The 25,000-nt window shown below is 52.2% G+C and carries 20 protein-coding genes; 12 read left to right on the top strand and 8 right to left on the bottom strand.

Annotated features, from left to right (window positions below; translation table 11 throughout):
* The first annotated feature begins 2 nt into the window (after positions 1-2).
* From rpsQ to L0M99_RS01365, 4 genes are all read left to right on the top strand, one after another.
* A complete protein-coding gene (rpsQ, locus tag L0M99_RS01350) occupies positions 3-287 on the top strand; it encodes a 30S ribosomal protein S17 (protein ID WP_022864269.1) in 285 nt (94 codons plus the stop codon).
* A 301-nt stretch (positions 288-588) separates the two neighbouring features.
* Positions 589-2,181 carry an MFS transporter gene (locus tag L0M99_RS01355; protein ID WP_238127506.1) on the top strand — a complete coding sequence of 531 codons (1,593 nt, stop codon included), beginning with the start codon at positions 589-591 and terminating at the stop codon, positions 2,179-2,181.
* Positions 2,182-2,589: 408 nt separating this feature from the next.
* On the top strand, positions 2,590-3,789 hold the full coding sequence (locus L0M99_RS01360) for a Gfo/Idh/MocA family protein (RefSeq protein WP_024059443.1): 1,200 nt from the start codon (positions 2,590-2,592) through the stop codon (positions 3,787-3,789).
* A gap of 90 nt (positions 3,790-3,879) precedes the next feature.
* Positions 3,880-5,469, top strand: coding sequence for an MFS transporter (locus L0M99_RS01365; protein ID WP_399336746.1), 1,590 nt, complete (start codon positions 3,880-3,882; stop codon positions 5,467-5,469).
* Positions 5,470-5,741: 272 nt separating this feature from the next.
* Here L0M99_RS01365 and L0M99_RS01370 read toward each other — a convergent pair whose 3' ends face one another.
* Positions 5,742-6,497, bottom strand: coding sequence for a sulfite exporter TauE/SafE family protein (locus L0M99_RS01370; protein WP_024059441.1), 756 nt, complete (start codon positions 6,495-6,497; stop codon positions 5,742-5,744).
* Positions 6,498-6,911: 414 nt separating this feature from the next.
* On the opposite strand from L0M99_RS01370, the gene L0M99_RS01375 reads away from it, so the two are divergent.
* Positions 6,912-8,039 (top strand): zinc-binding dehydrogenase, encoded by a 1,128-nt coding sequence (locus L0M99_RS01375; RefSeq protein ID WP_024059440.1) that lies wholly within the window; start codon positions 6,912-6,914, stop codon positions 8,037-8,039.
* Between the two features lie 477 nt (positions 8,040-8,516).
* On the opposite strand, the gene L0M99_RS01380 is transcribed toward L0M99_RS01375, so the two are convergent.
* Positions 8,517-8,747: a hypothetical protein gene (locus L0M99_RS01380; RefSeq protein WP_024059439.1), complete on the bottom strand. Its 231-nt coding sequence runs from the start codon at positions 8,745-8,747 to the stop codon at positions 8,517-8,519.
* 394 nt (positions 8,748-9,141) lie between these two features.
* On the opposite strand from L0M99_RS01380, the gene L0M99_RS01385 reads away from it, so the two are divergent.
* On the top strand, positions 9,142-9,945 hold the full coding sequence (locus L0M99_RS01385; protein WP_238127487.1) for an HAD-IIB family hydrolase: 804 nt from the start codon (positions 9,142-9,144) through the stop codon (positions 9,943-9,945).
* On the opposite strand, the gene L0M99_RS01390 is transcribed toward L0M99_RS01385, so the two are convergent.
* Entirely contained in the window at positions 9,935-11,344 is a 1,410-nt protein-coding gene (locus L0M99_RS01390; protein WP_238127488.1) for a hypothetical protein, read from the bottom strand. The genes L0M99_RS01385 and L0M99_RS01390 overlap by 11 nt on opposite strands.
* Before the next feature lie 236 nt (positions 11,345-11,580).
* On the opposite strand from L0M99_RS01390, the gene L0M99_RS01395 reads away from it, so the two are divergent.
* Both L0M99_RS01395 and L0M99_RS01400 read left to right on the top strand, forming a co-directional pair.
* Positions 11,581-13,590, top strand: a complete 2,010-nt coding sequence (locus L0M99_RS01395) for a hypothetical protein (protein WP_238127489.1) — start codon at positions 11,581-11,583, stop codon at positions 13,588-13,590.
* 117 nt (positions 13,591-13,707) lie between these two features.
* Complete coding sequence (locus L0M99_RS01400) at positions 13,708-14,895, top strand: ADP-ribosylglycohydrolase family protein (RefSeq protein WP_024059435.1); 1,188 nt, start codon at positions 13,708-13,710, stop codon at positions 14,893-14,895.
* Between the two features lie 82 nt (positions 14,896-14,977).
* On the opposite strand, the gene L0M99_RS01405 is transcribed toward L0M99_RS01400, so the two are convergent.
* The 3 genes from L0M99_RS01405 to L0M99_RS01415 all read right to left on the bottom strand — a co-directional run bounded on the left by L0M99_RS01405 (position 14,978) and on the right by L0M99_RS01415 (position 17,317).
* Positions 14,978-15,856, bottom strand: coding sequence for a polysaccharide deacetylase family protein (locus tag L0M99_RS01405; protein ID WP_024059434.1), 879 nt, complete (start codon positions 15,854-15,856; stop codon positions 14,978-14,980).
* 129 nt (positions 15,857-15,985) lie between these two features.
* Complete coding sequence (locus tag L0M99_RS01410) at positions 15,986-16,843, bottom strand: 5'-methylthioadenosine/S-adenosylhomocysteine nucleosidase (RefSeq protein WP_024059433.1); 858 nt, start codon at positions 16,841-16,843, stop codon at positions 15,986-15,988.
* A 12-nt stretch (positions 16,844-16,855) separates the two neighbouring features.
* The gene (locus tag L0M99_RS01415; protein WP_024059432.1) at positions 16,856-17,317 is read right to left on the bottom strand and encodes an S-ribosylhomocysteine lyase; all 462 of its coding nucleotides are present in this window, start codon (positions 17,315-17,317) and stop codon (positions 16,856-16,858) included.
* A gap of 707 nt (positions 17,318-18,024) precedes the next feature.
* Here L0M99_RS01415 and nrdH point away from each other — a divergent pair.
* The 3 genes from nrdH to nrdE all read left to right on the top strand — a co-directional run bounded on the left by nrdH (position 18,025) and on the right by nrdE (position 20,971).
* Positions 18,025-18,273, top strand: coding sequence for a glutaredoxin-like protein NrdH (gene nrdH, locus L0M99_RS01420; RefSeq protein WP_024059431.1), 249 nt, complete (start codon positions 18,025-18,027; stop codon positions 18,271-18,273).
* Positions 18,274-18,416: 143 nt separating this feature from the next.
* Entirely contained in the window at positions 18,417-18,830 is a 414-nt protein-coding gene (nrdI, locus tag L0M99_RS01425; RefSeq protein WP_238127490.1) for a class Ib ribonucleoside-diphosphate reductase assembly flavoprotein NrdI, read from the top strand.
* Entirely contained in the window at positions 18,815-20,971 is a 2,157-nt protein-coding gene (nrdE, locus tag L0M99_RS01430) for a class 1b ribonucleoside-diphosphate reductase subunit alpha (RefSeq protein ID WP_024059429.1), read from the top strand. Before nrdI ends, nrdE begins: the two co-directional genes overlap by 16 nt.
* A gap of 132 nt (positions 20,972-21,103) precedes the next feature.
* On the opposite strand, the gene L0M99_RS01435 is transcribed toward nrdE, so the two are convergent.
* The gene (locus L0M99_RS01435; RefSeq protein ID WP_238127491.1) at positions 21,104-21,880 is read right to left on the bottom strand and encodes an SDR family NAD(P)-dependent oxidoreductase; all 777 of its coding nucleotides are present in this window, start codon (positions 21,878-21,880) and stop codon (positions 21,104-21,106) included.
* A gap of 181 nt (positions 21,881-22,061) precedes the next feature.
* Entirely contained in the window at positions 22,062-23,036 is a 975-nt protein-coding gene (gene nrdF, locus L0M99_RS01440) for a class 1b ribonucleoside-diphosphate reductase subunit beta (RefSeq protein ID WP_024059426.1), read from the bottom strand.
* 121 nt (positions 23,037-23,157) lie between these two features.
* On the opposite strand from nrdF, the gene L0M99_RS01445 reads away from it, so the two are divergent.
* Positions 23,158-24,888, top strand: coding sequence for an ABC-ATPase domain-containing protein (locus tag L0M99_RS01445; RefSeq protein ID WP_024059425.1), 1,731 nt, complete (start codon positions 23,158-23,160; stop codon positions 24,886-24,888).
* Positions 24,889-25,000: the final 112 nt, after the last annotated feature.

Consider the following 25,000-nt stretch of genomic DNA (forward strand, 5'->3'; position numbering starts at 1 on the left):
TCATGAGCGAAGAAACAGAGAAAACCGCTACGGTAGAGCGTAATCACCGCAAGGTGCTGCAGGGCTACGTCGTATCTGACAAGATGGATAAGACGGTAGTTGTGCAGGTCGAAGATCGCGTTAAGCATCGCTTGTACGGCAAGGTGATTAACCGCCGCAAGCGCTACAAGGTGCATGACGAGAATAATGAATGCGGCACCGGCGACTTGGTACGGATTATGGAGACTCGTCCCCTGTCCAAGACCAAGCGTTGGCGGGTTAGCGAAATTATCGAGAAAGCCAAGTAGGTTTTCGATAGCTTTTTAAAGGGATCGCTAAGGCCTAAGATCTGGCAAGATTTTTCGTCGGGTTCCTGATAGCTGTAAGGCGCGGGGAGAGTTTAATCGGGTAAGTGCCCGGGTAAACTCTCCCCGCGCCTTTGGTATTTTCTTGCCAGTAGGGCAAACCTGATGAGGAAATACCTTTATGTTAGTTCCGTAGCAAGATAAAATAGATAGCTTCCTTTTTCGATCACAGAAGGTTTCAGCAGTGGCAAATTACCGTGGGAAAACTCCGCTGGCGCAGTTAAGTGAAGAAACACTGCGCCAGATGGTGCAGGAAACTCCGCCTGCAGGCAAAAAGCGCGGAGTTATTAGCTTAACCGTTTTGGCCGCTCTGGAATCTTTGGTTTTCGGCTACGATATCGGGGTTATTTCCGGAGCCTTGCCCTATATGTGTATGCCGTATGGAGCTGGCGGGATGAGGATTACCCCTGCACAAGAGGGCGCTATCGGCGGTATTCTTCCCTTGGGCGCTGCATTTGGGGCGCTATTGGGAGGACGGCTGTCGGATCGTTACGGGCGTAAGCACGCCATGATCCCACTAACGGTGCTGTTCGTGGTAGGCACCCTCGGGAATGCCTTTGCCCCCCATATTTGGGTGATGTATCCATTTCTCCTAATCCTAGGGTTTGCAATTGGAGCTACTTCGGCTATTGTGCCGGTGTTCTTGGCAGAATCTGCACCCCAGCGCATCCGGGGTACCATTTTAGCGGTTAATCAGCTGATGATTGTAACGGGACTGCTATTGGCTTTCTCGATGAATGCGATTATTAATTTCTGCTACGGCGGGCCTCGGATCATCGTGAAATCGGATCCGGCGGGAGTAGTAAAGACCGGTGAATATTCCTGGGATACGTTGAACCGGTTGGTGGCTAACCACCTGGGCAGTGATGACGTGCAAAAAGTGCACGATTTTCTTTCCAATATGGTGATTGCCGGCGGTAATGGGACTGCCTGGCGCTGGATGGTTGTCGCCTGTTCTGCGCCGGCAATCGCCATGTGGCTAGGAATGCAGCTGATTCCAGAATCTTCACGCTGGTACCTATTACAGCAAGAGGTTTATGCTGCTATCGGCTCCCTTAAACGGGTCCGTGACCCGAAGAAAGATGGGGATCTCGCTATTGAGCTCCTGGAAATGGTACAGGCTCGTCAACGCCAAGGTCTTGGGAAAGAAGCTACTTTCCGGGAGGTGATCGGCACTCCCTGGCTGCGGAAACTGATGTTCGTGGGGATTTTTCTGGCAATTGCCAACCAAACCACCGGGGTAAATACGGTTTTGTATTACGCGCCGAAAGTTCTCAACGTTGCGGGCATGGGAAGTTCTGCTGCGATTTTCGCGCAGGTTGCGAACGGCTTAATGAGCGTCGTGGGATCGGCAATCGGTTTGATCCTGATTACCAAGTTCCGCCGGCGCACTATTTTGATCTGGGATGTGGCCTTAGTTGGCATTAGCTTGCTTGGAATCGCCTTGGTCTTCCAGTTTGCGATTACTCCGCATATTTCCGACTCAGCGGTGCCTGCTTGGGCAGGTTACCTAGTCTTGGCGTTGATGTCGATTTTTTTGCTGGCGGTGCAGTCTTCGAACGGCACCGTGGTGTGGACGATGCTAGGTGAAATGTTCCCCGCGGATGTACGGGGGATTATGAATGGTACTGCCATTTTCTGTATGTGGATCGTCAGCGCCTTTATTACCTGGACCTTTCCCCCGATGGTAGCTGCTTTGGGGCCAGGACCAACCTATGCCTTATACGGGGTATTGAACCTGATCATTGCGGTGGTGCTGTTCAAGATAATGCCGGAAACATCTGGGCGTTCCTTGGAGGAAATCGAATCCTATATGCAGCACATTTATAGTAAGTAACTGCTAAATCTCCAGGTGAAAATCTGTAGGTCAGTTACCTGATACGTGGGGGCGAGCTGAGCTCGTCCCTACGTTTGCGTGTGCTGGTAATCCCGAAGAAACCGCTTATGGGACTAATCCCTAGTTCATCTGCGAATAGCGATGAAATGCAGGGAAATGGAGCGCGAGGGCATTAACTGCCAATGCGCGCGGGGAGAGTTTAATCGGGTAAGTGCCCGGGTAAACTCTCCCCGCGCCTCTTTGTTTTTCTTCTTATATACTCGTCTCACCATTAAATGTAACAATGTTAAGTCAAATGCTGGACAAAGCGAAATAATTCGGTTACATTGAATGGCGTGCGTAATAGAGCAGGGAGGCTCCGACGCGCTGAATGCATGACGGCCGATGGTGGCTGGGTAAGGAGTTTAGATGTCCGATAAGAAAAAAATTGGCGTAGGGGTAATATCCCTGGGCTGGATGGGGCGTTTGCATACGCGTTCCTATAAGGCGATGGCTGAGCGTTTCCCGGAGTTGGGAGCTGAGGTGCGTTTGGTGGTTGCTTGTGATCCGATCGCTGAGACCCAAGAGCTGGCAACTAAAGCTTTGGGCTTTGAGAAAGCGGTTGCTGATTACCGGGAGGTGCTCTCAGATCCGGAAGTGGATGTGGTCTCTATTTGTTCGCCCAACTTTTTGCATCGTGAGATCGCGGTTGCGGCGGCGGAGGCTGGTAAGCCTTTCTGGATTGAAAAACCAATGGGGGTAAGTGCTACTGAGTCTCGGCAGATAGCTGAGGCTGCGGCTAAGGCGGGGGTTAATACGGCGGTTGGTTTTAACTATCGCCATACCCCGGCGGTTGAGCAGGCGCGAGAACTGATTGCGCAGGGGAAGCTGGGGCGGATTACCAACGTTCGTTGTTGGTTAATCGCTGATTATGCTGCTAGTCCTGATGGGCCTTATACCTGGCGTTATGACCGGGATAAGGCAGGTGCTGGTGTGGTTGGTGACCTCATGAGTCATGGGGCTGACCTGGTGCAGTATGTGTTGCGTGATCGGATTAGTCAGGTGTCGGCGCTTACTGACACGTTTATTAAAGAGCGTCCTATTCCTACTAAGACTGGTGTGGGTCATACTGGTTGGGAAGTTTCTGATGAAAAGAAGGAAGTCGGGAACGAGGACTATGTGGCCATGATGGTGCGTTTTGATTCCGGCGTGGTGGGGACTATGGAGTCTTCTCGCGTCAGCGTGGGGCCGCGCGCTGAGTATATTGTGGAAGTTTATGGTACCGAGGGTTCGGTGCGTTGGAACTTTGAATACCTCAATGATCTGCAGGCTTGTATTGGTCAGGATAATGGGGTTATTCACGGGTATGTGCGTTCGATGGCTAATCCTCACTATCCGCATTTCTCGCGTTTCCAGCCGGGAGCGGGTACTTCGATGGGCTTTGACGATATGAAAGCGGTCGAGTGTTTCCAATTCTTGTCGGGTGTTTTAACCGGTGAGCAGGTGGCGCCGTCAGTGGCTGATGGTTGGTCTGCAGCCGAGATCGACCAGGCAACCGTGGCCTCCGCCGCAGACGGTAAATGGCACGATGTCCCTAAAGTAAGCGGCATCACCACTTACGACAAATAACCTATCTCTTCAATATAGAAAGTTCTAGCAATGGAAATTAATAAGAAAAAAACTCCTCTTAATGAGTTGAGTAAAGATGAACTGCGCGAAATGGTGCAAGAAGCGCCAGCCTCCGGTAAACACCGGGGAGTTATCGCCGTGGCAGCAGTGGCTACGCTAGGCTCCCTGCTATTCGGGTATGACACCGGGGTTATCTCCGGAGCCTTGCCCTATATGTATATGCCACATGGTGCAGGCGGCATGGGGATTACCCCGGCTCAAGAGGGTGCGATTGGCGGTATTCTTACCCTTGGCGCAGCCTTCGGAGCGCTATTTGGAGGGCGGCTCTCCGACCGTTATGGACGCCGGCACAACATCATCATGCTGGCGATTCTGTTCCTGATCGGCGCCCTCGGAAATACTTTCGCCCCCAATATTTGGGTAATGTATCCGTTCCGCCTGATCCTGGGGCTAGCCGTAGGTGGCGCCTCGGCAACCGTGCCGGTATTCCTGGCGGAAACTGCGCCTAAGCGTATCCGCGGTACCATCGTGGCTGTTGACCAGCTGATGATTGTGGTCGGCCAGTTGTTAGCCTTCTCGATGAATGCCATCATTAACTCTGCTCACGGCGGCCCGCAGATTACCGTCAAATCGGATCCTGCTGGGGTAGTGAAGGCTGGAGAATACTCCTGGGATGCCTTAAACCAGATCGTTTCTAAGCACCTGGGTAGCTCTGATGCCCAAGCAATCCACGAATTCATCTCGAATATGGCGGTTTCCGCCGGTAACGGCTCTGCCTGGCGTTGGATGATTGTGTTGTGTTCTGTGCCTGCCGTTGCTCTGTGGCTAGGGATGCACCTGATGCCGGAGTCTTCGCGTTGGCATGTACTGCAGCAGGAAGTCTACGCCGCTATTGGATCCTTGAAGCGGGTACGTGACCCCAAGAAAGATGGGGATCTTACCGAGGAACTATACGAGATGGTCGAGGCTCGCCAGAATGAAAAACATGGCAAGAAGGGTACTTTCCGCGACGTAATGAACACGCCGTGGCTGCGTAAACTAATGTTCGTTGGTATATTCCTGGCGATTGTCAACCAGACTACCGGGGTAAATACCGTTATGTATTACGCCCCGAAAGTCTTGGGTATTGCCGGTATGGGAACTTCTGCCGCGATTACTGCGCAGGTAGCTAACGGCGTGATGAGCGTGGTGGGTTCGGCAATCGGCTTGATTCTGATTACCAAGTTCCGCCGGCGCACCATTTTGATCTGGGACGTCACCCTGGTAGGTATCCTGCTGCTGGGAATTGCTGTAATCTTCCAGTTTGTGATTGCTCCGCATGACGCAGCCGGCAGCGTGCCGGTGTGGGCAGGGTACTTGGTGCTGCTAATGATGTCGCTATTCATGCTGGTGGTGCAGTCTTCGAACGGTACCGTAGTCTGGACGATGCTGGGTGAGATGTTCCCCGCGAATGTACGCGGAATTATGAATGGTACTGCCATCTTCTGTATGTGGATTATGAACGCCATCATTACCTGGACCTTCCCGCCGATGATTGCCGCTCTGGGCGGTGGACCCACCTACGCAATGTACGGGGTACTAAACCTGATCATTGCAGTGGTGCTATTCAAGATCATGCCGGAAACCTCCGGACGGTCTTTGGATGAAATCGAAACCTACATGGAGCACATGTACAGCTAATAACTGCTAAATCTACAGCTGAAAATCTGTAGGTCAGTTACCTGATACGCGGGGGCGAGCTCAGCTCGCCCCCGCGTTTGCGTGTGCTGGTAATCGAAAGCCACCGAATTGTGTTTGCGCGGAGAGAAAATAGGTTTAGGCGCCGGGAAAGGTTTTATCCGAGTGGGCGCGGTGGGCATAAGAATTCGGAAAATGCCTGAGGTGTTTTTCCGAATTCTTGGGCGGGAGGAAAACCTTTCCTGGCGCGATCGGATTACGCGGCGCACTCGCGGTTAGAGCAGCAGGAACACTGCGGAAACGATGGTTAGGACAGTGACAATGGGATCGAAGATTTTGTTGTCGATGCGCCCTATCCACCAGCGCCCCAGGAGGGCTGCCCCTAGAACTAGAGGAGCGAGGCATAGGGCGATCAGTAGCATTTGCCGATCAATCAAGCCAATACCGGCGGAAAAAGGTAGTTTTAGCAGGTTGACGATAAAGAAAAACCAGGCTTGAGTGCCCATGAAGCGGCGGACTTCAAAACGGGAGGCCAGGAAGTAAAGGGAGACCACCGGGCCTCCTGAGTTCGCGGCCATAGTGGTAAAGCCCGATAGAGAACCGTAAAAAAGCCGCGCGGGTAGGGAAGTGCCCATAGAGGTCGCCAGGTCACGTCCGGTGCGGCGCGCATACCAGATTAGTCCCAGGGTGAGGGCAGTCAACGCCAAAATAATAATCCCGATAGAAACTTTCATCACCTGGTTAGAGACTTTTGCCAGAAAAACTGCGCCGATAGCTACCCCCACGGCTACCGGTGGAAACAGGCCGCGCAGAACTTTCCAATCAGCATCTTTACGGTAAGTCCAGATGGCCAGCAGGTCTCCGGTCAGCAGCATCAGCAGCATTAGGGCAGTGGAGGGGCGGGTAGGCATTACTGCTGCCAGGATGGCGACCGGGATGCAGGCTAGTCCCGGAAGGGCGGTTTTTGCCAGTCCGCACATTAAAGCACAGGCGACCAAGATAGCGATTAGCCCAGGAGTGAGGTCAAGCATGGTTTCCTTTCTAGGATCCGATAGATGCTGGAGGTGTTCGTGGCACCATCGCGACGGCTCGGGAGTTAGAGTCAGTATCTGTAGTTTGTTGCCTCTAAGGGGTACGGTTAAGGAACCCAGGAAGCTTCGGTAAGCGCAAACCAATAGAGCTATTGTTATTACATTTATATAGTAATACCAACGCATGCCGGAACTGGGTTAAATCTTCTTATGCAGCGTTTTTACTTGTGTCTATAGTCCCGTCCGTGTCGTCTTTAATATAGTCTTTAGGTAAAAAAATCACTTTTTGTCAAAATGTATGGACAAAGATGTGGATCTGTACGATACTGGAAGTGAGTGACAGGAGCAGCTTCTAGGGCGCACCTGTCAAGGCTGTAACAAATTCGGATATAAAAGCTAGCAAAGGAGCAGGATATGACGATTCCCGAGACAATGAAGGCCGCAGTTCTTCGTGATGTTGAGAAGGGACTGGAAGTAAATGAGATTCGTACCCCCCACCCCAAGGCGGGCGAGGTGCTCATTAAAGTCGCTGCCTGCGGTCTTTGCCATTCTGACCTGCATGTAATCGGGGGAGCCATCGACTTCCCTAAGCCCTGCGTCCTCGGGCATGAAGTTGCCGGACAAATCGTGGAGCTGGGCGAAGGCAATGAACATACCGGGCTGGAAGTTGGACAGTATGTTTCCGGAGCCTTCCTGATGCCGTGCGGTCAATGTGAAGCCTGTGCTTCTGGACGCGACGATTTGTGCGCGCCTTTCTTTGACCTCAACCGTTTGCAGGGCAAGCTCTATGATGGCACCACCCGGCTGGCTGATCTAGATGGCAGCGAAATCGCCATGTACTCCATGGGTGGACTCGCCGAATACGCAGTAGTGCCCTCCACCTCGGTAGCAGTGGTGCCTTCTAGTATGGATTTGGTTTCCTCGGCGATTATTGGTTGTGCCGCGATGACCGCCTATGGAGCGGTACGTCGCGGTGCTGACCTGCACTTTGGTGAATCCGTGGCGGTAGTTGCCACCGGAGGCGTGGGGTCTAACATTATTCAGATCGCTAAAGCCTTTGGTGCCAGCCAGATTGTGGCAATCGATATTTCCGATGACAAACTCGCCAGCGCTAAAGAACTGGGTGCCACCGACGTAATTAACTCGGTCACTCAGGATGCGCGCGGCGAAATCCTCAAGATTACCGGTGGCAAGGGCGTAGATGTAGCATTTGAGGCGCTCGGGCGTCCGGAAACCTGGACCACTGCCTTGGATGTACTTAAAGATGGAGGCCGCATGGTGCCGATCGGCCTGGGGGCTGGAGTGCAAACTGCGCAGGTAGAGATTAATCGCCTAGTCCGTCGCTCTCAGCACATTTTAGGATCGTACGGTGCCCGTACCCGTCAGGATTTGCCGGAGGTAATCCGGATGGCTGATCTGGGAATGATTGATTACCAGAAGATTGTTACCAAGCGGATTCCGCTAGAAGAAGCCGGCGCCACCTATAAGCTGCTTTCCCAGGGCAAGGTGCAAGGTCGCGCAGTGGTTGATATGTCGCTATAAAGCAAGTTACTACTGTTGAGGCGATTAAGTATCTGCTAGTTGCCGCAACTGGGTGGGCAGGTTCTTTTGAAAAGAAGAACCTGCCCATTTTTTATTTAGCTGTTTAATTTGTCTTTGCTCCCTGGGGTAGGGAGGATCTGAGATGGTTGGCTGCAGTAGTTGTAAAATCCGCGGCTGGAGATGTTGCCTGAAAATATCTGCTTAAGGGAAAAGTGAGGGCATCGAAACTCGGCGTGAAAATAGAAAAGCGGGGCGGATGGAAATCCATCCGCCCCGCAAAGGTAACAGTCTTGAGAGAGCCTGCCGAGACAAGAACTATTAGGAGGCTGTCCAGACCATCTTGACGCCTAGCGTCTTAAGTACGCTAGCGTCTAGACTTTCCGAGATTCTATTCAGCTGTTATATCTAGCTCAGCGAGACTTTAGGCGTCGCTGGCGGCGACGCGCATATGGTTTTTAGGCGTATGCCAGGTAAAACCTATTCTCCCTTGAGCTGGAAATAAACATTAGACCAGGCGAAACCAAATCCGCTAACCGCAGTTAGGAGTCCGCCCAGGATTGCGGTGACCGCGTAAGCGGAAAATGCACCGATCAGAGTAATCGCTACACCAGCTACCATCAGGGAGATGAAAGCGATGTAGGCAACCATCTTCGGCTCTTCAAGCCGAGTAGAAGACAATGAAATCGAAGGAGCAACCAAAGTAGCCATTTTTATTTTCTCTCTTTCTGTTCTAGCGATTCGAAAAGTTCGATTTGAACTTTCTCCCTCGTGGAAACGTTTACATGTTTACTATACGAGGTTTTTTTGAAGAGCGTCAATGTCAGGACAAAAAATATGAGAAATTTTGGTGGTGTGCGGCTTTTGTTGTCAATAAAATACCTGGTAGAACCGGTAATTATTAGATTAGAATCGCTATTGTGAAAACGATTACACGCTGTCGATGGGAGGCTTAAATTCTCAAGATACGCTATTTTTAGATCTTTTTGGCTCTGCTGCCGTAGCAATACCTGACAAGCGATCCTGGGCTCCGATTGGCCGGGGGTAAATTACTAAACTAAGTTGCCTCAGGTAAATGCAGTTCCGACTCGTTTTTAGCTCTACAATGGCTTTTTGGTTAACTTATGGAACCGCGCAAGAAAGGCAACGAGTGGGCGTGATTAAGGCGATGATATTTGACCTGGATGGCACTTTGGCACCCTCGAAACAGGTGATGCTGCCCGAAATGGCGAGCGTCTTCGCGCGTCTTACCCGCGTTTTACCTACCGGGGTGATCAGCGGGGGTTCCTTCCAGCAGTTTTCCCGCCAGCTCTTAGATCCTTTAGCGGAGCATGATTTCTATCCCCAGCAGCTACATCTGCTGCCCACTTGCGGTACTCGTTATTATCTATTTGCAGACGGGGACTGGAGGGCGCAGTATGTGCTGAAAATGGCGCCAGAACAGGTGCACAAGGCGCGGAGGGTAATCGAGGAAGTTGCTCGCTCCCTCGGGTATTGGTGCGAGAATCCGGCGGGGGAGATAATTGAAAACCGAGGTTCGCAGCTAACCTATTCCGCCCTCGGGCAACAGGCAGCCAGGGAAGCAAAAGATGCTTGGGATCCCAGTGGGGCTAAGCGGGCGGAGCTTGCTGCCCGTGCCGGTAAGCTTCTGCCAGAGCTGACGGTGCTTTCGGGAGGATCTACGTCTGTGGATATTACGATGCGCGGGATTGATAAAGCCTATGGGGTGGAGAAGTTCCTAGCGCAAACAGCGCTGGAGCCGACCGAAGTGCTATTTGTGGGGGACCGTCTCGACCCGGATGGAAATGATTATCCGGCGGTGCGAACTGGGGTACAAACCCGCTCGACTTCCGGGCCGCAGGAGACCCAAGAAATAGTCGCGCAGGTTTTGGCCTCCGTTAGCAGTTGACGCGGATCGGACGGTTGTCAATCACGTTCTTGCGAATCCTCCAGCCTGCTATCACTAAAACTAGCGACAGGATTGTTACTGTGCCTCCAAGGGTACCGGTACTAGCCAAAGCCGGATCGTTGTTGGAGTTTGCTGGCTTAGTAGTCGCCTTCGCTGGCTTTGTTTTGTTTGGGGTGGCGCCAGTAGATTGTGGCCTGGTCACAGTATCGTTTTGAGACTTTGCTGCTGGGGACTTTGAGTTAGGTTGGGTTGGTTTTTCTTTTTGGGTAGCGGCTGCCGCTTTCTTTGCCTCTGCCGCCGTTGCCTCCTGCTGAGCTTTTTCATGCTCTGTGGCCTTTATAGCAGCGTTTTGAGCGGCCGCATCCTTCGTAGCCTGGGAACTATTTTCAGGCTTGGAATTGCTAGCCAACTGGGGGCTGGTAGTGGCTTGAGGATTAGCAGTTGTAGCAGTGCTGGAGGATCTAAAGCTCGCCAAGCCTACCTTTTGGGTGGCGTTAGCGTTGCTGCCAGTAGCCGGGGTGCTAGTCACCTGTTCCTTGGCGGCTTGGGCTTTGGTGTTATTGGAAGTGCCGGTGTATCCGCCCTCAGGAACCACGACTTTCTTATTGGGTGTGGCTGCAGGAGCTGAGCCTCTTGGGTCTCCGAACCAGCGTTGATAAATGTTGAAGAAATTGTAGTTACCGTCAGAAGAACACCGGTCAGGCTTGCCGGATAGCAAAGCTTGATTCGGCTGGTAAGGGGTGTAATTGTAGAGCGATGCTGTGGCCTGGTTTTCTAATCTGACTGTTGAAGCCCCGCATCCGTTTTGGTAAGAAAGCTTGATATTGGCGGTTTTGCCGCCCCGGTAACTGTAGTATCCCGGCTTGAGACGGTATCGCTGCAACTGGTGCGCCGCCTGATAGATTTGATTTTGAACCCCATAGTATTGCTCATTGCAGGGCTTGCCGTCTGGGCATCCGTAGCCGGTAAGTTTATTTTGGCTAACAGTTGACAGGTTGCGAGTAATTCCGGATTGTTCTTTTTGAATGGTCACCAGTAAAACCTTCGGGCTGATTTGGCAAGCCTGGGAAATCTTGAAGATAACCTGTGAAACTGGCTCATTGTTTGCTCCCCGGTAACTGCCCTTGCAGTAGTTGTCGGCGTTAAAAGACCGGGTATTTAGGCGCATATTTTTCAAGCATCCATTGCCGCGACAATCTGCGCCTTGGGTCTCCAGGAATTTTTGAATTTCTGCCGCTGACATGGAGGGGATCTTCTGATACATGTTGGCATCAGAAATAATGTTTCCCGCCCGGAAACCAGTTTTGCCAAACGCCGATGAGAGGGGAACTGAAAGTATTGCTAACGAGAGGGCGAGGATGCCAGCTGCTATTTTAAAAATATTTTTCTTACTAACCATTGGGACCATCTTGTTATGTAAGTTACGAATGTTGTAAATGTTTCTATTGTGATTAAAGTATATTATGGGTGATTTGTCCAGCTGTTTTACAAAAAGTAAGTAACACTCTCGGGAAGATAGTACTTTCGCTTCCGCGAGTAGCTGCGGGATTGTCCCCAAGGCGATTTGGTTTCCCGATACCCTGAAAATGTTTTTTGGATCTGGCTTACCTCCTTCCCAAAGCGGAATCTATGGGTATGGAAACAGTAAAAAATAGCGGTAATACTCCCGCCAGAAATAGTCAGATACCCGATCCTTCCTCGAGAATCAGTCCTCGCCGTCGACGACGAGCCCAAAGACGAAAACATCTCGGTATCCTCGGGCTCGCCGCCGCCATCGCCATGATCAGTTCCGCTATGGTAGTTACCGATCAGGGTACTTCCCAAGCCGCCGGACCTGGGGCAGCCTGGAAGAGTTATGGGGACTCAAAAATGGAGTTGAACGCCCGAAAGTCTGCAGACGATAGTAAAATCGCAGTCTGTGCCACAGATCGGCAGATCAACTCGCCGCGAAACAAATGGATTACGTATGAAGGGCGCAGAGTAATCGGTGCGGGAAAAGAGTATCGCTCCAACAAAGCTACTTTCGAAGTTAAAGATAAGGTCAAGGGGACTGCCGTAATCTTTCCGGCATCGGCACAATATCGGGTGGCATATCTGGCTGGCCAGCTGCGAAGCGCTATCGCTAAAGGAAACCCGGAACTGGGAGCCACAGTCTATGCAATTCACTCTCTGTCCGGACGTCTAACCACAAAGCAAAATGGCTCCGCCCCAATCAAGCAGAGAGCAGCCCAGCTATTGCAGCAAGCCGCTGCCTATGCCGGTCCCTACCGGATGGGAAAACCAGAAATACAAGTAAAGCCGGGATCCAAGCAAGGAACCGTGCGCTTGCCAGTGCCCCAAAGCGCAGCCGGCCGCCCTCTCAATGGCTTCAAAGAAAGCATCACCTTATCGGGGGCGGCACATTTTTCCAGTAAAGGCCAGCCTAAAACCCTAATTACTTCCTCCGAAGCTACGGTCAAAGAGATCCCGATTGAGATAACCGGCCCGGGAAAAGTCAGTGCCCAGGTTGAGGTGGCAGGACTGCCGCCAGTTACTTACGAGGTATGGGAACACCAGCGTTGGCAGGATTTGCTGATCGCCGGCCCGAATTCGCAGCTAAGCGCCATCGCCACCACCAATGCTGATCCTCGACAATTCTTTGCGGTAAAAACACAGACTAAATCGAAAATGAATCCGCTAGAAGGAGGATCCGAGTTAACGGACACTATTTTGGTGACAGCCGAAGAAAAATGGGGGAAGAACACCGGAAAAGATAGCTGGCAAACAGTAATGATCGACTTGTCGCTTTACGGCCCTTTTAGCTCTGCGCGTGGCCCGGGACAGATTCCAGCTCAGGCTCAGCCATTAAAAACCTGGAAGTTACCCGCGACTCCCCAAAATGAGCAAGAGGCAGAAAAGGGCGTTACTATCTCAAATGAAACTGATCCCTTCAAGATAGACAAATCCGGTTTCTATACTTTTGTCGCCGCCGCTCACCGGGATCTGCAGCCGGAGAATACCTATTTGAAAGCTGACTATGTCCCCAATTTTTTCGAGGAAGACGAAACGCAAGTACTGCCGTTTTTCCCCGGGGTAAAAACTCAGGCAAAAGTAGTAACTGATAAAGAGGACAAAATATTGACCGATCAGGTAGAACTGAGCGGATTCCCCGACGACCACTTGGAATTTACCGGCAGCGGCAAATGGAAGGGCGATGAACGGGTAGTCCGCAATGACCTTTACTGTTTGCCCCAGCCCATTAAAGACCAAGATGCCCAAGGGAAAGAACCCCTAGCGAGAATTGAGTTACCGGCTAAGAACGGAACCTATATTGTCGACAAAGATAAAGAGGGAACCCCGCTCAGCCTGGAACGCTTCGAATGCAAAGATACCTATGTGTTTGTCACTAGCTATGAGGGCGACTCTCGGACACAGGCTTTTAGAAGTTCGGAAACCGAAACGGATGAACAATATACCCTACCCCAGGCTCCACCTCCCACTACTCCGCCGCCATCTACTCCACCACCGTCTACCCTGCCTCCTACTTCAGTGGAACCGACTGTGCTTTCTGAAACCGGTGCCAGTCCCTCTGCTCCGCTGTCGGTGGCTCTAATAGCGCTCGGATGTGGGGGACTGCTAGTTTCCTATCGTGCCCGCCGCAAGTGAGCAGGCCGGCTGAAATAAACAGGTTATTCGCGCCCAACCCCTGGCTATTACGCCCACCACGCGTTCTAGCCAGGGGAATCTCGCTTATCTGGTAGTAGGTGCATTAAAGTTGAAAGGGTGGCTGAAGCGCGTGATAAAAATCCAGAACGCACCGATCAAGCACATAACTTGATTCGGCGCGGCGGACAAGCCCCCCTCGCCATCATGGCAGATCGGGCAAGCGGCGTCCTCGTAGGGCAAGCATGCGGTAACGCTTTAGGAGTTGGCTACGAATTTAAAACTCCCACTCTAGAAGGAATTCCCCGAATGCAGGGAGCCAACGGACGGTTAAGTCCGGGAGAATGGTCGGAAGCCACCCAGCTGGGGATCTGTATAGCAGAAGTTGCGGTCACCGGAATCGATTTGACCACAGAAGAAGGCTTAGATGCAGTCGCTACTCGTTTTTTAGCCTGGTACCACGGGGGAACCCGTAAAATAGATGCGCCCACCAGAGTGGTGTTAGAAACTACCAGCAATGACATTTCCAATATGAATCCCGCCCGAAAAATGCGTTCGGCCGCTGCATATTTTCACTTGCGTACCCGGCGTACTTCCGGAGCCGGTACGCTCAGCCGTTGCGCTATTTTGGGGCTTACCCGAATAAAAGATCCCCAATGGACAGCAGAGTCAGTACGGGCAGTATCCGAACTAACCCATGTAGATCCCTTAGCCAGTGAAGCAGCGGTTATCTATGCGGAAGCGATCCGCCGAGCCGTTACCGATCCGCTCCCCGGCGAGGAAACCTGGGTAAACCGGATCAACCTGGGGGCGGGAATAGCGCTACTACCCACAGCTCGCCGCGAACAGTGGCACGAATGGTTACAACAAGCCGAGGAAACCTACTTCAAACCTCCGCGTGACAACACCTATGCAGTTACCGCTTTACAAGCAGTGGCAGGGATTTTACAGGCCGTGAAAATCGAGCATGCCGGGATGCCGCTCAGCGGACAAGATGCCTTCCGGCGCGCTACCTCACTCGCGGTACAACTAGGAGGAGCAACTGACACTATTGCCGGTTTAGTGGGGGCATTATTTGCATCCGGAATTGGGCTCGCGCAAATACCTGCCGATCTGCAAACGAGGTTGCACGGCTGGCCGGGACTAAAAGCTGACGCTCTTTCCGAAATGGGGTTAGGAACTGCGCTAGCGGGGGTAGTGGGCACCCACGGAATGGCACGTATGATTGCCTCCGCCTCCTCACTTAACGATCTGATCGCCGCCCATCCTGATGCGGAACTAGATACTGTGACCACCCCGGAGCCTTAAAGCTTAAACAAATTAGTAATTAATCCCGGGGATAGATAAAGAATCTCTGAGTAAGCCTGCAAGAAAAATCCCGCGGCGGCGACTAACCGCGAACCATATTTTGATCAAGATAAATCTTGCCGGGAGTAAGCGATCCCCCGAATAATTCGGGAACCGTCACCATCGTGAATCCTTGCGAGCGTAGATATTTAATAATCTCAGGTACTGCTTGAATGCTGGTGGGGTGAATATCATGCATCAAAATAATTGACCCTGGTTTAGTTTGCTGTTTTACCTGAGTTAGTACCGCATTCGGGTCACGATGCTTCCAATCTAAGGTGTCAACATCCCAGATCACAGCAGCATGATTCAAGGATTTCAAGACAGAAATTACCCGGGGGTTAAAAGCTCCATAGGGTGGGCGGGTAAAGGTAATCTGCGCATTCGGGGCAGCTTTCTTGATCGCATCTGCCGTGCTGGTTATTTCGTTGACTATTTTGTCGTCAGGAAGCTTCGTTAACTGCGGATGGTTCCAGGTGTGAACACCCAGGGAGTGCCCCTCTTTGAACTCTCGTGCCACCGTATCCGGGTAAGTGGCAACCGACTTGCCCACCAGCAGGAAAGTAGCGGGAACATTTTCCGCCTTTAAAGTATCCAAGAGTTTCGGAGTGTCGGGGCCTGGTCCATCATCAAAAGTTAGAGCCACACATTTTTCTTTAGTGCAATCTACCGGAGGACGAGTGAGAGTGGGGGTGGAAGTCGGGCTGGAAGTAGTAGTGGGGGGAGTAGTGGTGGTGGGAGCGGTTTTGGAAGGCTTAGTTTTAGTAGGGGTCGTTTTCGAAGTTGAGGTGGAGGCTGTTGCTTTCGGGGTTCCCGAATCCCTGGTTGCCGCGTAAGCGACCACCATAGCCGAACACAATAACGCCACCCCTACGATTACCCCGAGCATTACTTTGAAGTTACGAGGACGCGACAAGCCCATCTCAATTCTCCCACTGCAATAAGACTACATGGATATCCTAACCTGCTGATTTTTGAACAGCCCTAATAAGGGAGAAAAAGCGGTAAAAATCTCGGTAAAACTACGATTTTATTGGCGCTTTGTATGGAATTAGCAGGCGCTAAGTAGGCAAATGGTGGCCGCAGCCGCAATCGCCCCGCAGACAGCGGCATTGCCATGGTAGACGTCTTGCCCTTCCGGGGAGCACAGATCAGAAATGCAGCGCACCGCCAAGAAGGGAACCTGGGATAAAAATGCCACTTGGGCTGCGGCGGCTGACTCCATTTCTGCGGCTAGAGCGGTAGGAAAGGCCGATCGTACTGCATTTACATTGGAGTCAGTAATAAAAGAATCTCCCGTAGCTATAGTGCCGCAACGTGCCGGGATCTCTTCTAAAGCGCCTGCAAGTTCCGTCTCTGCAGTAAAAATCGGATTTTTAAATGTAACAGCACCGGTTGCAGTACTTGAATCCTTTTTATCGCTAGCAGTCAATAGGCTACGGGCACTAGCTAGTAATCTTTCGTTACCTGCGTAGGAGGGAGGCATCCCCGGCAGCTGCCCGCGCTGATAACCAAAAGCGGTAGCGTCTGCGCTGTGGAACACATAGTTGTCGCCGAAAACAACTTCCCCCACCTGGCTGTCTTTGGCTAAACCACCAGCGGTGCCTGAATATAGCACTTGGCGTGCCCCTAATACCTCAATCGCGATCGCAGTGGTGCGGGCGGCATTAACCATTCCCACCCCGCTTTGCACGCCCAGAGTTTTCCCGGGGATTTCCGGCAGATCTAGGGAATAAAACCGCAGTCCCGAGAGCTCTTTACCAGGAGTGGGGAATACTTTTTCGGGATCTGGTGGCTGGCAAGAGTCCTCAAAACGGTGAGCCAGGCACTCCTGTAGCCACGTTCGGTTGACGAAGGGCGCCAGTTCGGTCAGTTCCGCGCAAATAATAACAGTGTCACAGCTGTTCATAGCGGTTTTCTCCTAACGATAAACCTGATTCCAGCTTTCTCGTGCTGCCAAGAAGTGAGCGGTAGCTTCTTGCGCACCTTTCAAACTATGGTGAGCGCCCCACCCGCATTGGCGTTCGTTCGCCGCGGGAACCTGGTCGGCACTTTGAATATCTTCAAAAGTTGTGGCCAGTAGCTGGATGAACTCGTCAGGTTCTACCCCCAGCATCAGGGCATAAAACCCGGTTTGGCAACCCATAGGCGAAAAATCAATCAACTTATCGGTGTGGTTGCGCATCAGTTCCGCGCTTAGATGCTCAATCGAGTGCACGGTGTCCATTTCCAAGTGTTCCTGGTTTGGTTGACAAAAACGCACATCGTATTTGACCAGTTCATCTCCGCCAGGTAGTTGTTTGCGGTCGGCTACCCGCACAAAGGGAGCCGCCACTTTCGTGTGGTCTAGGTTGAAAGATTCCACGTTCATGCGCTCGCTCATCGCCTACTCCTTAATTCTCAGCTGTTCTGGATACCACCTTATCTACAATCATTCGCGTGTGGGGGCTAGCTTGCCGTCGTTGCGGGTCTGGCTCGGGTTGCGCGGGGGATAAGTTTTTCCTCCTGCCGTTTTCCGCGCGGAGCCTGGGTTTTTCCTCCTGCCCAAGAATTCGGAAAACGTAGCGGCGTTTCCCGAATTCTTATGCCCACCGCACCCACTCGGATAAAACCTAGGCTCCCCGCTCGCTGGTACCGCCTACGTACGGGTCGGGTGGTAAAAGATGCGAGAGGGGGCTTGAGCCGAGCGAAGCAAGGCTCACCGGGGTCCCCCGAGCGCTTTTACGGCCCGACCCGCTACAGGAGGTAAAGTCCGGCCGGGTGCGCGGACGACTGCGACACGCCGAAGGAAGTTTTTATCCACAATTTTGGTGGAACTGCTCACCAATCATCTCGAACTAGATTTCACCCTAAAAGGCAGGCAGGTGCCGGGTGTCCAGCTAGTAGATTGTTCGGGGTCGCGGGGTATCCCCAGAAATTCGCCCTCTTTCCACCGGTTATCCCCAAACACATTATCTTGGGGTGCTGGTGTTGAGTCACTACTAGGTGTAGTGTTTACTTCATCGCCTAAATGTGGCGGCATAAAAACTACACTGATGTTATTCTTTGAATAGCGCAGACGAACAAAGCCAAATTAAGGAGCGCAGAAACATGTCGGTCACCGTTTACTCTAAGCCCCGTTGCGTACAGTGTGATGCGACCAAGCGCGCCCTCAAAAAGCAAGGAATTGCCTACGCGGAAGTTGATATGAGCCAGGATCTGGATGCGCTCGAGCATGTAAAGTCTTTAGGTTTCGTACAGGCTCCGGTAGTGGTCACTGATACCGATTCTTGGAGCGGATTCCGTCCCGATAAAATCAAGGGGATAGCGGTTGCTGCGCGTGCGGCAGCTACCGCCTAAGGCAGGTGCGTCCTCTAAAACTTGTAATCTAGTTCCGAATACTTCCTGCTCTCCAAGAGGGGCGCGGTATTGCGGAGCAGATAATAATGGTTCATCCCAAAGCAGGTATTAACGAGAATAGAAAACAGTAAGGCAGGTCAAAGGTGAGTAATGCAGAACCCCTGCTAGTCTATTTTTCTTCCGCAACGGGTAACACTAAACGCTTCGTAGAAAAACTTGGCTTTCGCAATAAAAGGATTCCGCTGCGTCCTCGTGACGAATTCCTTTATGTAAACGAGCCCTACGTGATTGTGGTTCCTACCTATGGGGGTGGAAACATCAAAGGGGCTGTACCTAAGCAGGTAATCAAGTTCTTAAACGAAAAGAGCAACCGAGATCACTGTGTAGGGGTTATAGCCAGCGGAAACACAAACTTTGGCAAAGCATATTGCCTTGCCGGCGATATCCTCGCCCAAAAACTGAAAATCCCGTTTATGTACAAGTATGAACTCCTGGGAACCCCTCAGGACGTTGAGATATGCCGTAAAGGACTGAGTGAGTTTTGGCAGAAAATCTAACTGACACCGGAGTAGAAACCGCGCCCGCTCCCGAGCTGGACTATCACGCTTTAAACGCGGAACTGAACCTGTATGACAAAGAGGGCAAGATCCAATTTTGGGCAGATAAAGAGGCAGCCCGCCAGTACTTTCTGCAGCACGTAAACCAGAACACTGTCTTCTTCCACGACCTGGAAGAAAAAATGAAATACCTGGTAGAGCAGGGGTATTACGAACAGGAAGTGGTAGACCAATACCAATTCCAGTTTATTAAAGACCTGTTCAAACGAGCCTATGCCTATAAATTCCGTTTCCCCACCTTCCTGGGGGCGTTCAAATATTACACTTCCTACACCTTGAAAACGTTCGACGGTAAACGCTACCTGGAACGCTTCGAGGATCGGGTATGCATGGTGGCACTTTACCTGGCACGCGGGGATGAAGAACTGGCAATAAAGCTAGTAGACGAGATCATGACTGGTCGTTTCCAGCCGGCTACCCCCACTTTCCTAAATGCGGGCAAGAAAGCCCGCGGAGAACTGGTTTCCTGCTTCCTGCTGCGTATCGAGGACAATATGGAGTCGATCGCGCGGGGTATCAACTCTGCCCTGCAGCTTTCTAAGCGCGGAGGAGGGGTGGCCCTCTCGCTTACTAACCTGCGGGAAGCGGGGGCTCCTATTAAGAAAATCGAAAATCAGTCCTCCGGGGTAGTGCCGGTAATGAAACTGCTCGAGGATTCGTTTTCTTACGCCAACCAGTTGGGGGCGCGGCAAGGTGCCGGGGCAGTCTATCTAAATGCCCACCACCCCGACATTATGGAATTCTTGGACACGAAACGGGAAAATGCGGACGAGAAAATCCGGATTAAATCGCTGTCCCTGGGGGTGGTAATCCCGGATATTACCTTCCACCTGGCACGCAATAAAGAACCCATGTACCTGTTTAGCCCTTACGATATAGAGCGGGTCTATGGGAAACCGATGAGCGATATTTCCATCACCGAGCATTATCGGGAAATGGTAGAGGACGGGCGGATCCGCAAAAAGAAGATTGACGCGCGCCGTTTCTTCCAGACCCTGGCAGAGATCCAGTTCGAGTCGGGCTATCCCTATATCGTTTACGAGGACACCGTTAACCGCGCTAACCCGATTAAGGGTCGGATCTCTATGTCCAATCTGTGTTCCGAGATTCTGCAGGTATCCGAAAAGAGCGAGTTCAACGAGGACCTCACCTATGAGCAGGTGGGTAAAGATATTTCCTGTAACCTAGCTTCGCTAAACATTGCGAAGACTATGGATTCTCCAGACTTTTCCGCCACCATTGAAACCGCGATACGTGGCCTGACCAGTGTGTCTGATTTGTCAAATATCCGGGCAGTGCCTTCGATTGAACGCGGAAATGCGATGAGCCACGCCATCGGCCTCGGGCAAATGAACCTGCACGGCTACCTGGCACGGGAAAAGGTATTCTATGGCAGTGAAGAAGCCCTGGATTTCACCAATATGTATTTCATGACCGTGGCATTTGAAGCCATTAAAGCTTCGTGCAAGATTGCTAAGGAGCGCGGGGAACGCTTCGAAGGGTTCGAGGATTCGCAGTATTATTCCGGGCAGTATTTCGAGAAATATATTAACGGGGATTGGACTCCCAAGACCGAGAAATGCCGTCAACTGCTAGAAAAATCTTCCATCAACGTACCTACCAGCGAAGATTGGAAAAAACTGGCGGAAAAAGTCCGGGAATACGGAATGTACCACCAGAATCTGCAAGCGGTACCCCCAACCGGATCGATTTCCTATATCAATAACTCCACTTCCTCGATTCACCCGATTGTGGCCAAGATTGAAATTCGTAAAGAAGGTAAAATCGGGCGGGTTTACTATCCGGCTCCCTATATGGATAACGATAACCTGGAGTATTACCAGGATGCTTACGAGATTGGTCCCCAAAAGATTATCGACACCTATGCGGTGGCCACCCAGCACGTAGACCAAGGGCTCAGCTTAACCCTGTTCTACCCGGATACGGTCACTACCCGCGAGGTAAACAAGAACTATATTTATGCTTGGCGTAAAGGCATTAAGACCCTCTACTATATGCGTCTGCGTCAGCACGCCCTACAGGGAACCGAGGTCGAAGGCTGCGTATCCTGTATGCTCTAAGGCGCTGGAGGGCGTCGTAGCAGAGTCGGGAGACCATTTGTGAGCTTGCTCCGGTGCGGGGTTAGCGGCCGGGACAGTCAATCCTAAAGGCTGCCGGCAGGACTGAGACTTGCACCCAGCGCCACCTGCAGTCTAATCCTGAGAGCGAGCTATCAGAGTGTTGGTTGCCTGGGCAACCGGACGGATAATAACCCGGTCGATATTCACGTGTGGCGGACGCGATAGGCACCAGCTGATTAAATCCGCAATATCCGCGGCGACTAAAGGTTTTTCCACCCCGCGATAGACCTGCTCCGCGGCCTCTCTCGAGCCCAGGCGATTCAGAGAAAACTCGGGGGTTTTCACCATGCCCGGCGCGATTTCGATCAAGCGTACCGGCTCGCCCACCAGTTCTTGACGCAAAGTCAAGGGAATCATCTGTTCGGCGTGCTTAGCGGCCACGTACCCGCCGCCACCGGGATAGGTGTCGAGGGCGGCAGTAGAAGTAACATACAGCAAGTCGCCACCATTTTCGCGCAGAGCAGGCAGAGTAGCTTGGGTGACATTCAATGCCGTAACCACGTTGCGCTGGTACATTTCTTCCCAGTCCGCTACTTTGCCATCCGCTACCGAATCGGTGCCGATAGCGCCACCCGCGTTATTAACCACCGCGGTGAGCGAACCTTTTGATAACAGTTCAGCGACCATTTCCTCAACCGCCGCGCGGTCAGTTAAATCGCAGGCAAAGAACTCACAACCGGTTTCCGCCGCTAGTTTTTCCAGGCGTTCACGCCGGCGCGCTACCGCGATTACTGCCCAACCGCTAGCACGTAGTTGCCGAACCGTTGCCTCGCCAATACCGGTAGAAGCACCAGTAACTAATACGCGGGAAGCGGGACGAGGCTGCGGGTAAGTAGGAATATCACTCATACCTTTACGATAACCCGATTAAGGCAGTTGTGGGCAAAGGGGTTAAGAGATAAACCGGTAAATGTTTTGACCCGCCTGCTTATAAGACAGGCGGGTCAAAAAGCATTGTTTAGATCTGGCGCCGGGACACGAGGTCATGATCCATAAGAATCAGCCAGCGTCCTCGCCAAACGAAATAAACCTAGAAGTCCCAGTCGTCGTCCTCGGTATCTACGATCTCTCCGATCACGTAGGAAGAACCTGACCCGGAGAAGAAGTCATGGTTTTCATCCGCCGACGGTGAAAGCGCCGCCAAAATCGCGGGGTTCACATCGGTAGAGTCCGCTGGGAATAGCGCCTCGTAACCCAGGTTCATCAGGGCTTTATTGGCGTTATAGCGCAAGAACTTCTTTACGTCCTCGGTCAATCCCAGGGGATCATACAGGTCTTCAGTGTAGGCTTCTTCATTGTCATAAAGCTCTGTCAACAGGTCAAAGGTGTAATCCTTGAGTTCTTCTTGCCGCTGCGGCGAGGACTCGTTGACCGCTAACTGGTATTTATAGCCAATGTAATAACCATGCACCGCTTCGTCCCTAATGATCAGACGAATCAAATCCGCGGTGTTAGTCAGCTTGGCGTGCGCCGACCAGTACATAGGGGCGTAAAAGCCGGAATAGAAAAGGAAAGACTCTAGCAGGGTAGAAGCCACTTTACGTTTTTCCGGATCATCACCCTGATAGTAGTTCATGATGATATGCGCTTTACGCTGTAGGTTCTCGTTTTCTTCACTCCAGCGAAAAGACTCATTAATCTCGGTGGTAGAAAGCAGAGTGGAGAAAATCGAAGAATACGACTTCGCGTGCACGCTCTCCATAAAAGCAATATTGGTGTAGACCGCTTCCTCGTGCGGGGTGCGCGCATCCGGAATCAGCGAAACCGCGCCCACGGTACCCTGCAAGGTATCAAGTAAGGTCAGGCCAGTAAATACCCGGTTAGTCATGAGCTGTTCTTCCGGCTTCAAGGTTTTCCAGGAAGGTAGATCATTCGACAACGGAATTTTTTCCGGCAACCAAAAGTTTCCCGTGAGTCGATCCCAAACTTCCATATCTTTATCATCTTCGATATCGTTCCAGTTGATCGCTTGGATCGTATCAACCAGTTTCAGCTTGTCAGTCACGAAAAATCCCTTTCATCCTCTGAGTTAATTCGCGCAGCCGCCTCGTAAAGTTTGGGAGTTGCCCCGGGGCTACCATGCCAGTCTACAAGGCAAAGTAAAGTGCGGCATAGAATAGGAAACTATGCGGGATGCAGATGAGCTAATTCGAAAAACAAAATCACTAGACGGTCGCTCCTATGGGGGCTATAAACAACTGCTTGGGCAATGGAGTTTCGGGGACTTTAGTTTCTCTATCGACCGGGTACAGTCTGATCCCTTCGCCCCGCCTTCAGCCTGCCGGATATTGGTGCCATTGGATACTGCCCAGATCCCCTCCGAGATCGCTCTAGATAAGTTAGCGCGGATAGCTGCCGGTGATTTCTTGGCACGGCGCGCCCGGAAGATTTTTGGGGCGAGGCGTTCGGGTGGGAAATCTGAAGCACAACTGCGGATCGCGCCGGTAGGGCAAGAAATCCTCCCGCGCTCCTCGGTAACCTTGAATGAAGAAGGGATGGAACTGCGCGTCCAGGTACCGTTTCCGGCGGCAGGCCGGCGGATTCTAGGACGTAATTTTGCGCGTTTCTTGGACTATGACCTGTGCGAATTGGTTTATAAAACCGTATGTTTTGGCGAGGACGACGGCCCAGATTTAGCTGACCTTACTCGCCATATTCACACGCTCAAAGATCATGCGGCACTGCAAAAGATTCTTCATGAGCGTGGCTGGGTGGCTTTCGTGGCGGATGGGGCGCTGCTGGCTCGAGCCTCCGGGATCAGTGATTTACCGATGACAGACGCGGTGCCCTTCCAGCTACCTAAGGTATTAGGGGAGGATACGCCCTCGTCCCTGGTGCAAACTATAGAGCTGCCCTATAGCGGGAAAATATCCGGAATGGCGATCCCCAAAGGAATCACTGTGATTGTAGGGGGTGGCTATCACGGTAAATCTACCCTGCTAGAAGCCTTAGAGCGGGCGGTTTATCCCCATATTCCTGGGGATGGGCGCGAACTGGTAGCCACTTTACCCGATGCGATAAAAGTGCGCGCCGAGGATGGAAGGGCTATAACTGCCACTGATATTTCCCTATTTATCGGCGCGTTGCCCGGCGGGGCTGATACGCGACAGTTCTTTACTGAAAATGCCTCGGGTTCAACTTCACAGGCCGCAGCGATTACTGAAGCCATAGAATGCGGTTCGCGTGCGCTACTGATTGACGAAGATACCTCGGCTACCAACCTGTTGTTGCGCGATAGTCGGATGCGGCAGCTGGTGCGCAGCGAGCCGATTATTCCCCTAATCGACCGGGTAGGAGGCATTCGGGAGGAACTAGGGGTGTCCACCATTATGGTGATGGGAGGATCGGGAGATTTCCTGGATTTAGCCGACCAGGTGTTATTACTGGAAAACTATATTCCTTACGATGCCACCGCCAGGGCGCGGGAAGTAAGTAGGGGAGAGGCCGCGGCAAGTAGTACGGATAGCGCAGCCCCTGACTGGCCGCAAGAGGCAGTGCGCAAACGGCTCCTGCTATCTTGCCCGCCTCCACCTGCGGGGCGACGCGAAAAAACTCGCGCGGAAGGCACCGCCACTTTGCGTTTGAATCGGGAAGAAATCGATATTTCCGCCCTTGCTCAAGTAGTGGATCCCGGTCAAGCAGAAGCGATTGCTTACGCGATTCGAGCTTTGGTTACTGATGCTAACGGCAAAGAAACGATTGCGGATGCCTGCTCCCGCTTCGCTGCCGAGTTTACTTCCTCTAGCTGGCAGGCGTTCGCCGCTGGGCGTCACCCGGCGTTCCTGGCCGCGCCCCGACTCCAAGATATTTTCGCGGCGCTTTGCCGTTACCGGTACCTAAAAGCCCGCTCTGCCTAAGTCTCTCGTTAATTCCCCCGCGAATGTCGGGTCGCGGCCGGTAAAAGCGCTCGGTTGAGCGCGGAGGTGAAGTTTTTCCTCCTGCCGTTTTCCGCGTGGAGCCTGGGTTTTT

Source organism: Varibaculum cambriense (assembly GCF_022133705.1).
GTDB lineage: Bacteria > Actinomycetota > Actinomycetes > Actinomycetales > Actinomycetaceae > Varibaculum > Varibaculum cambriense_A.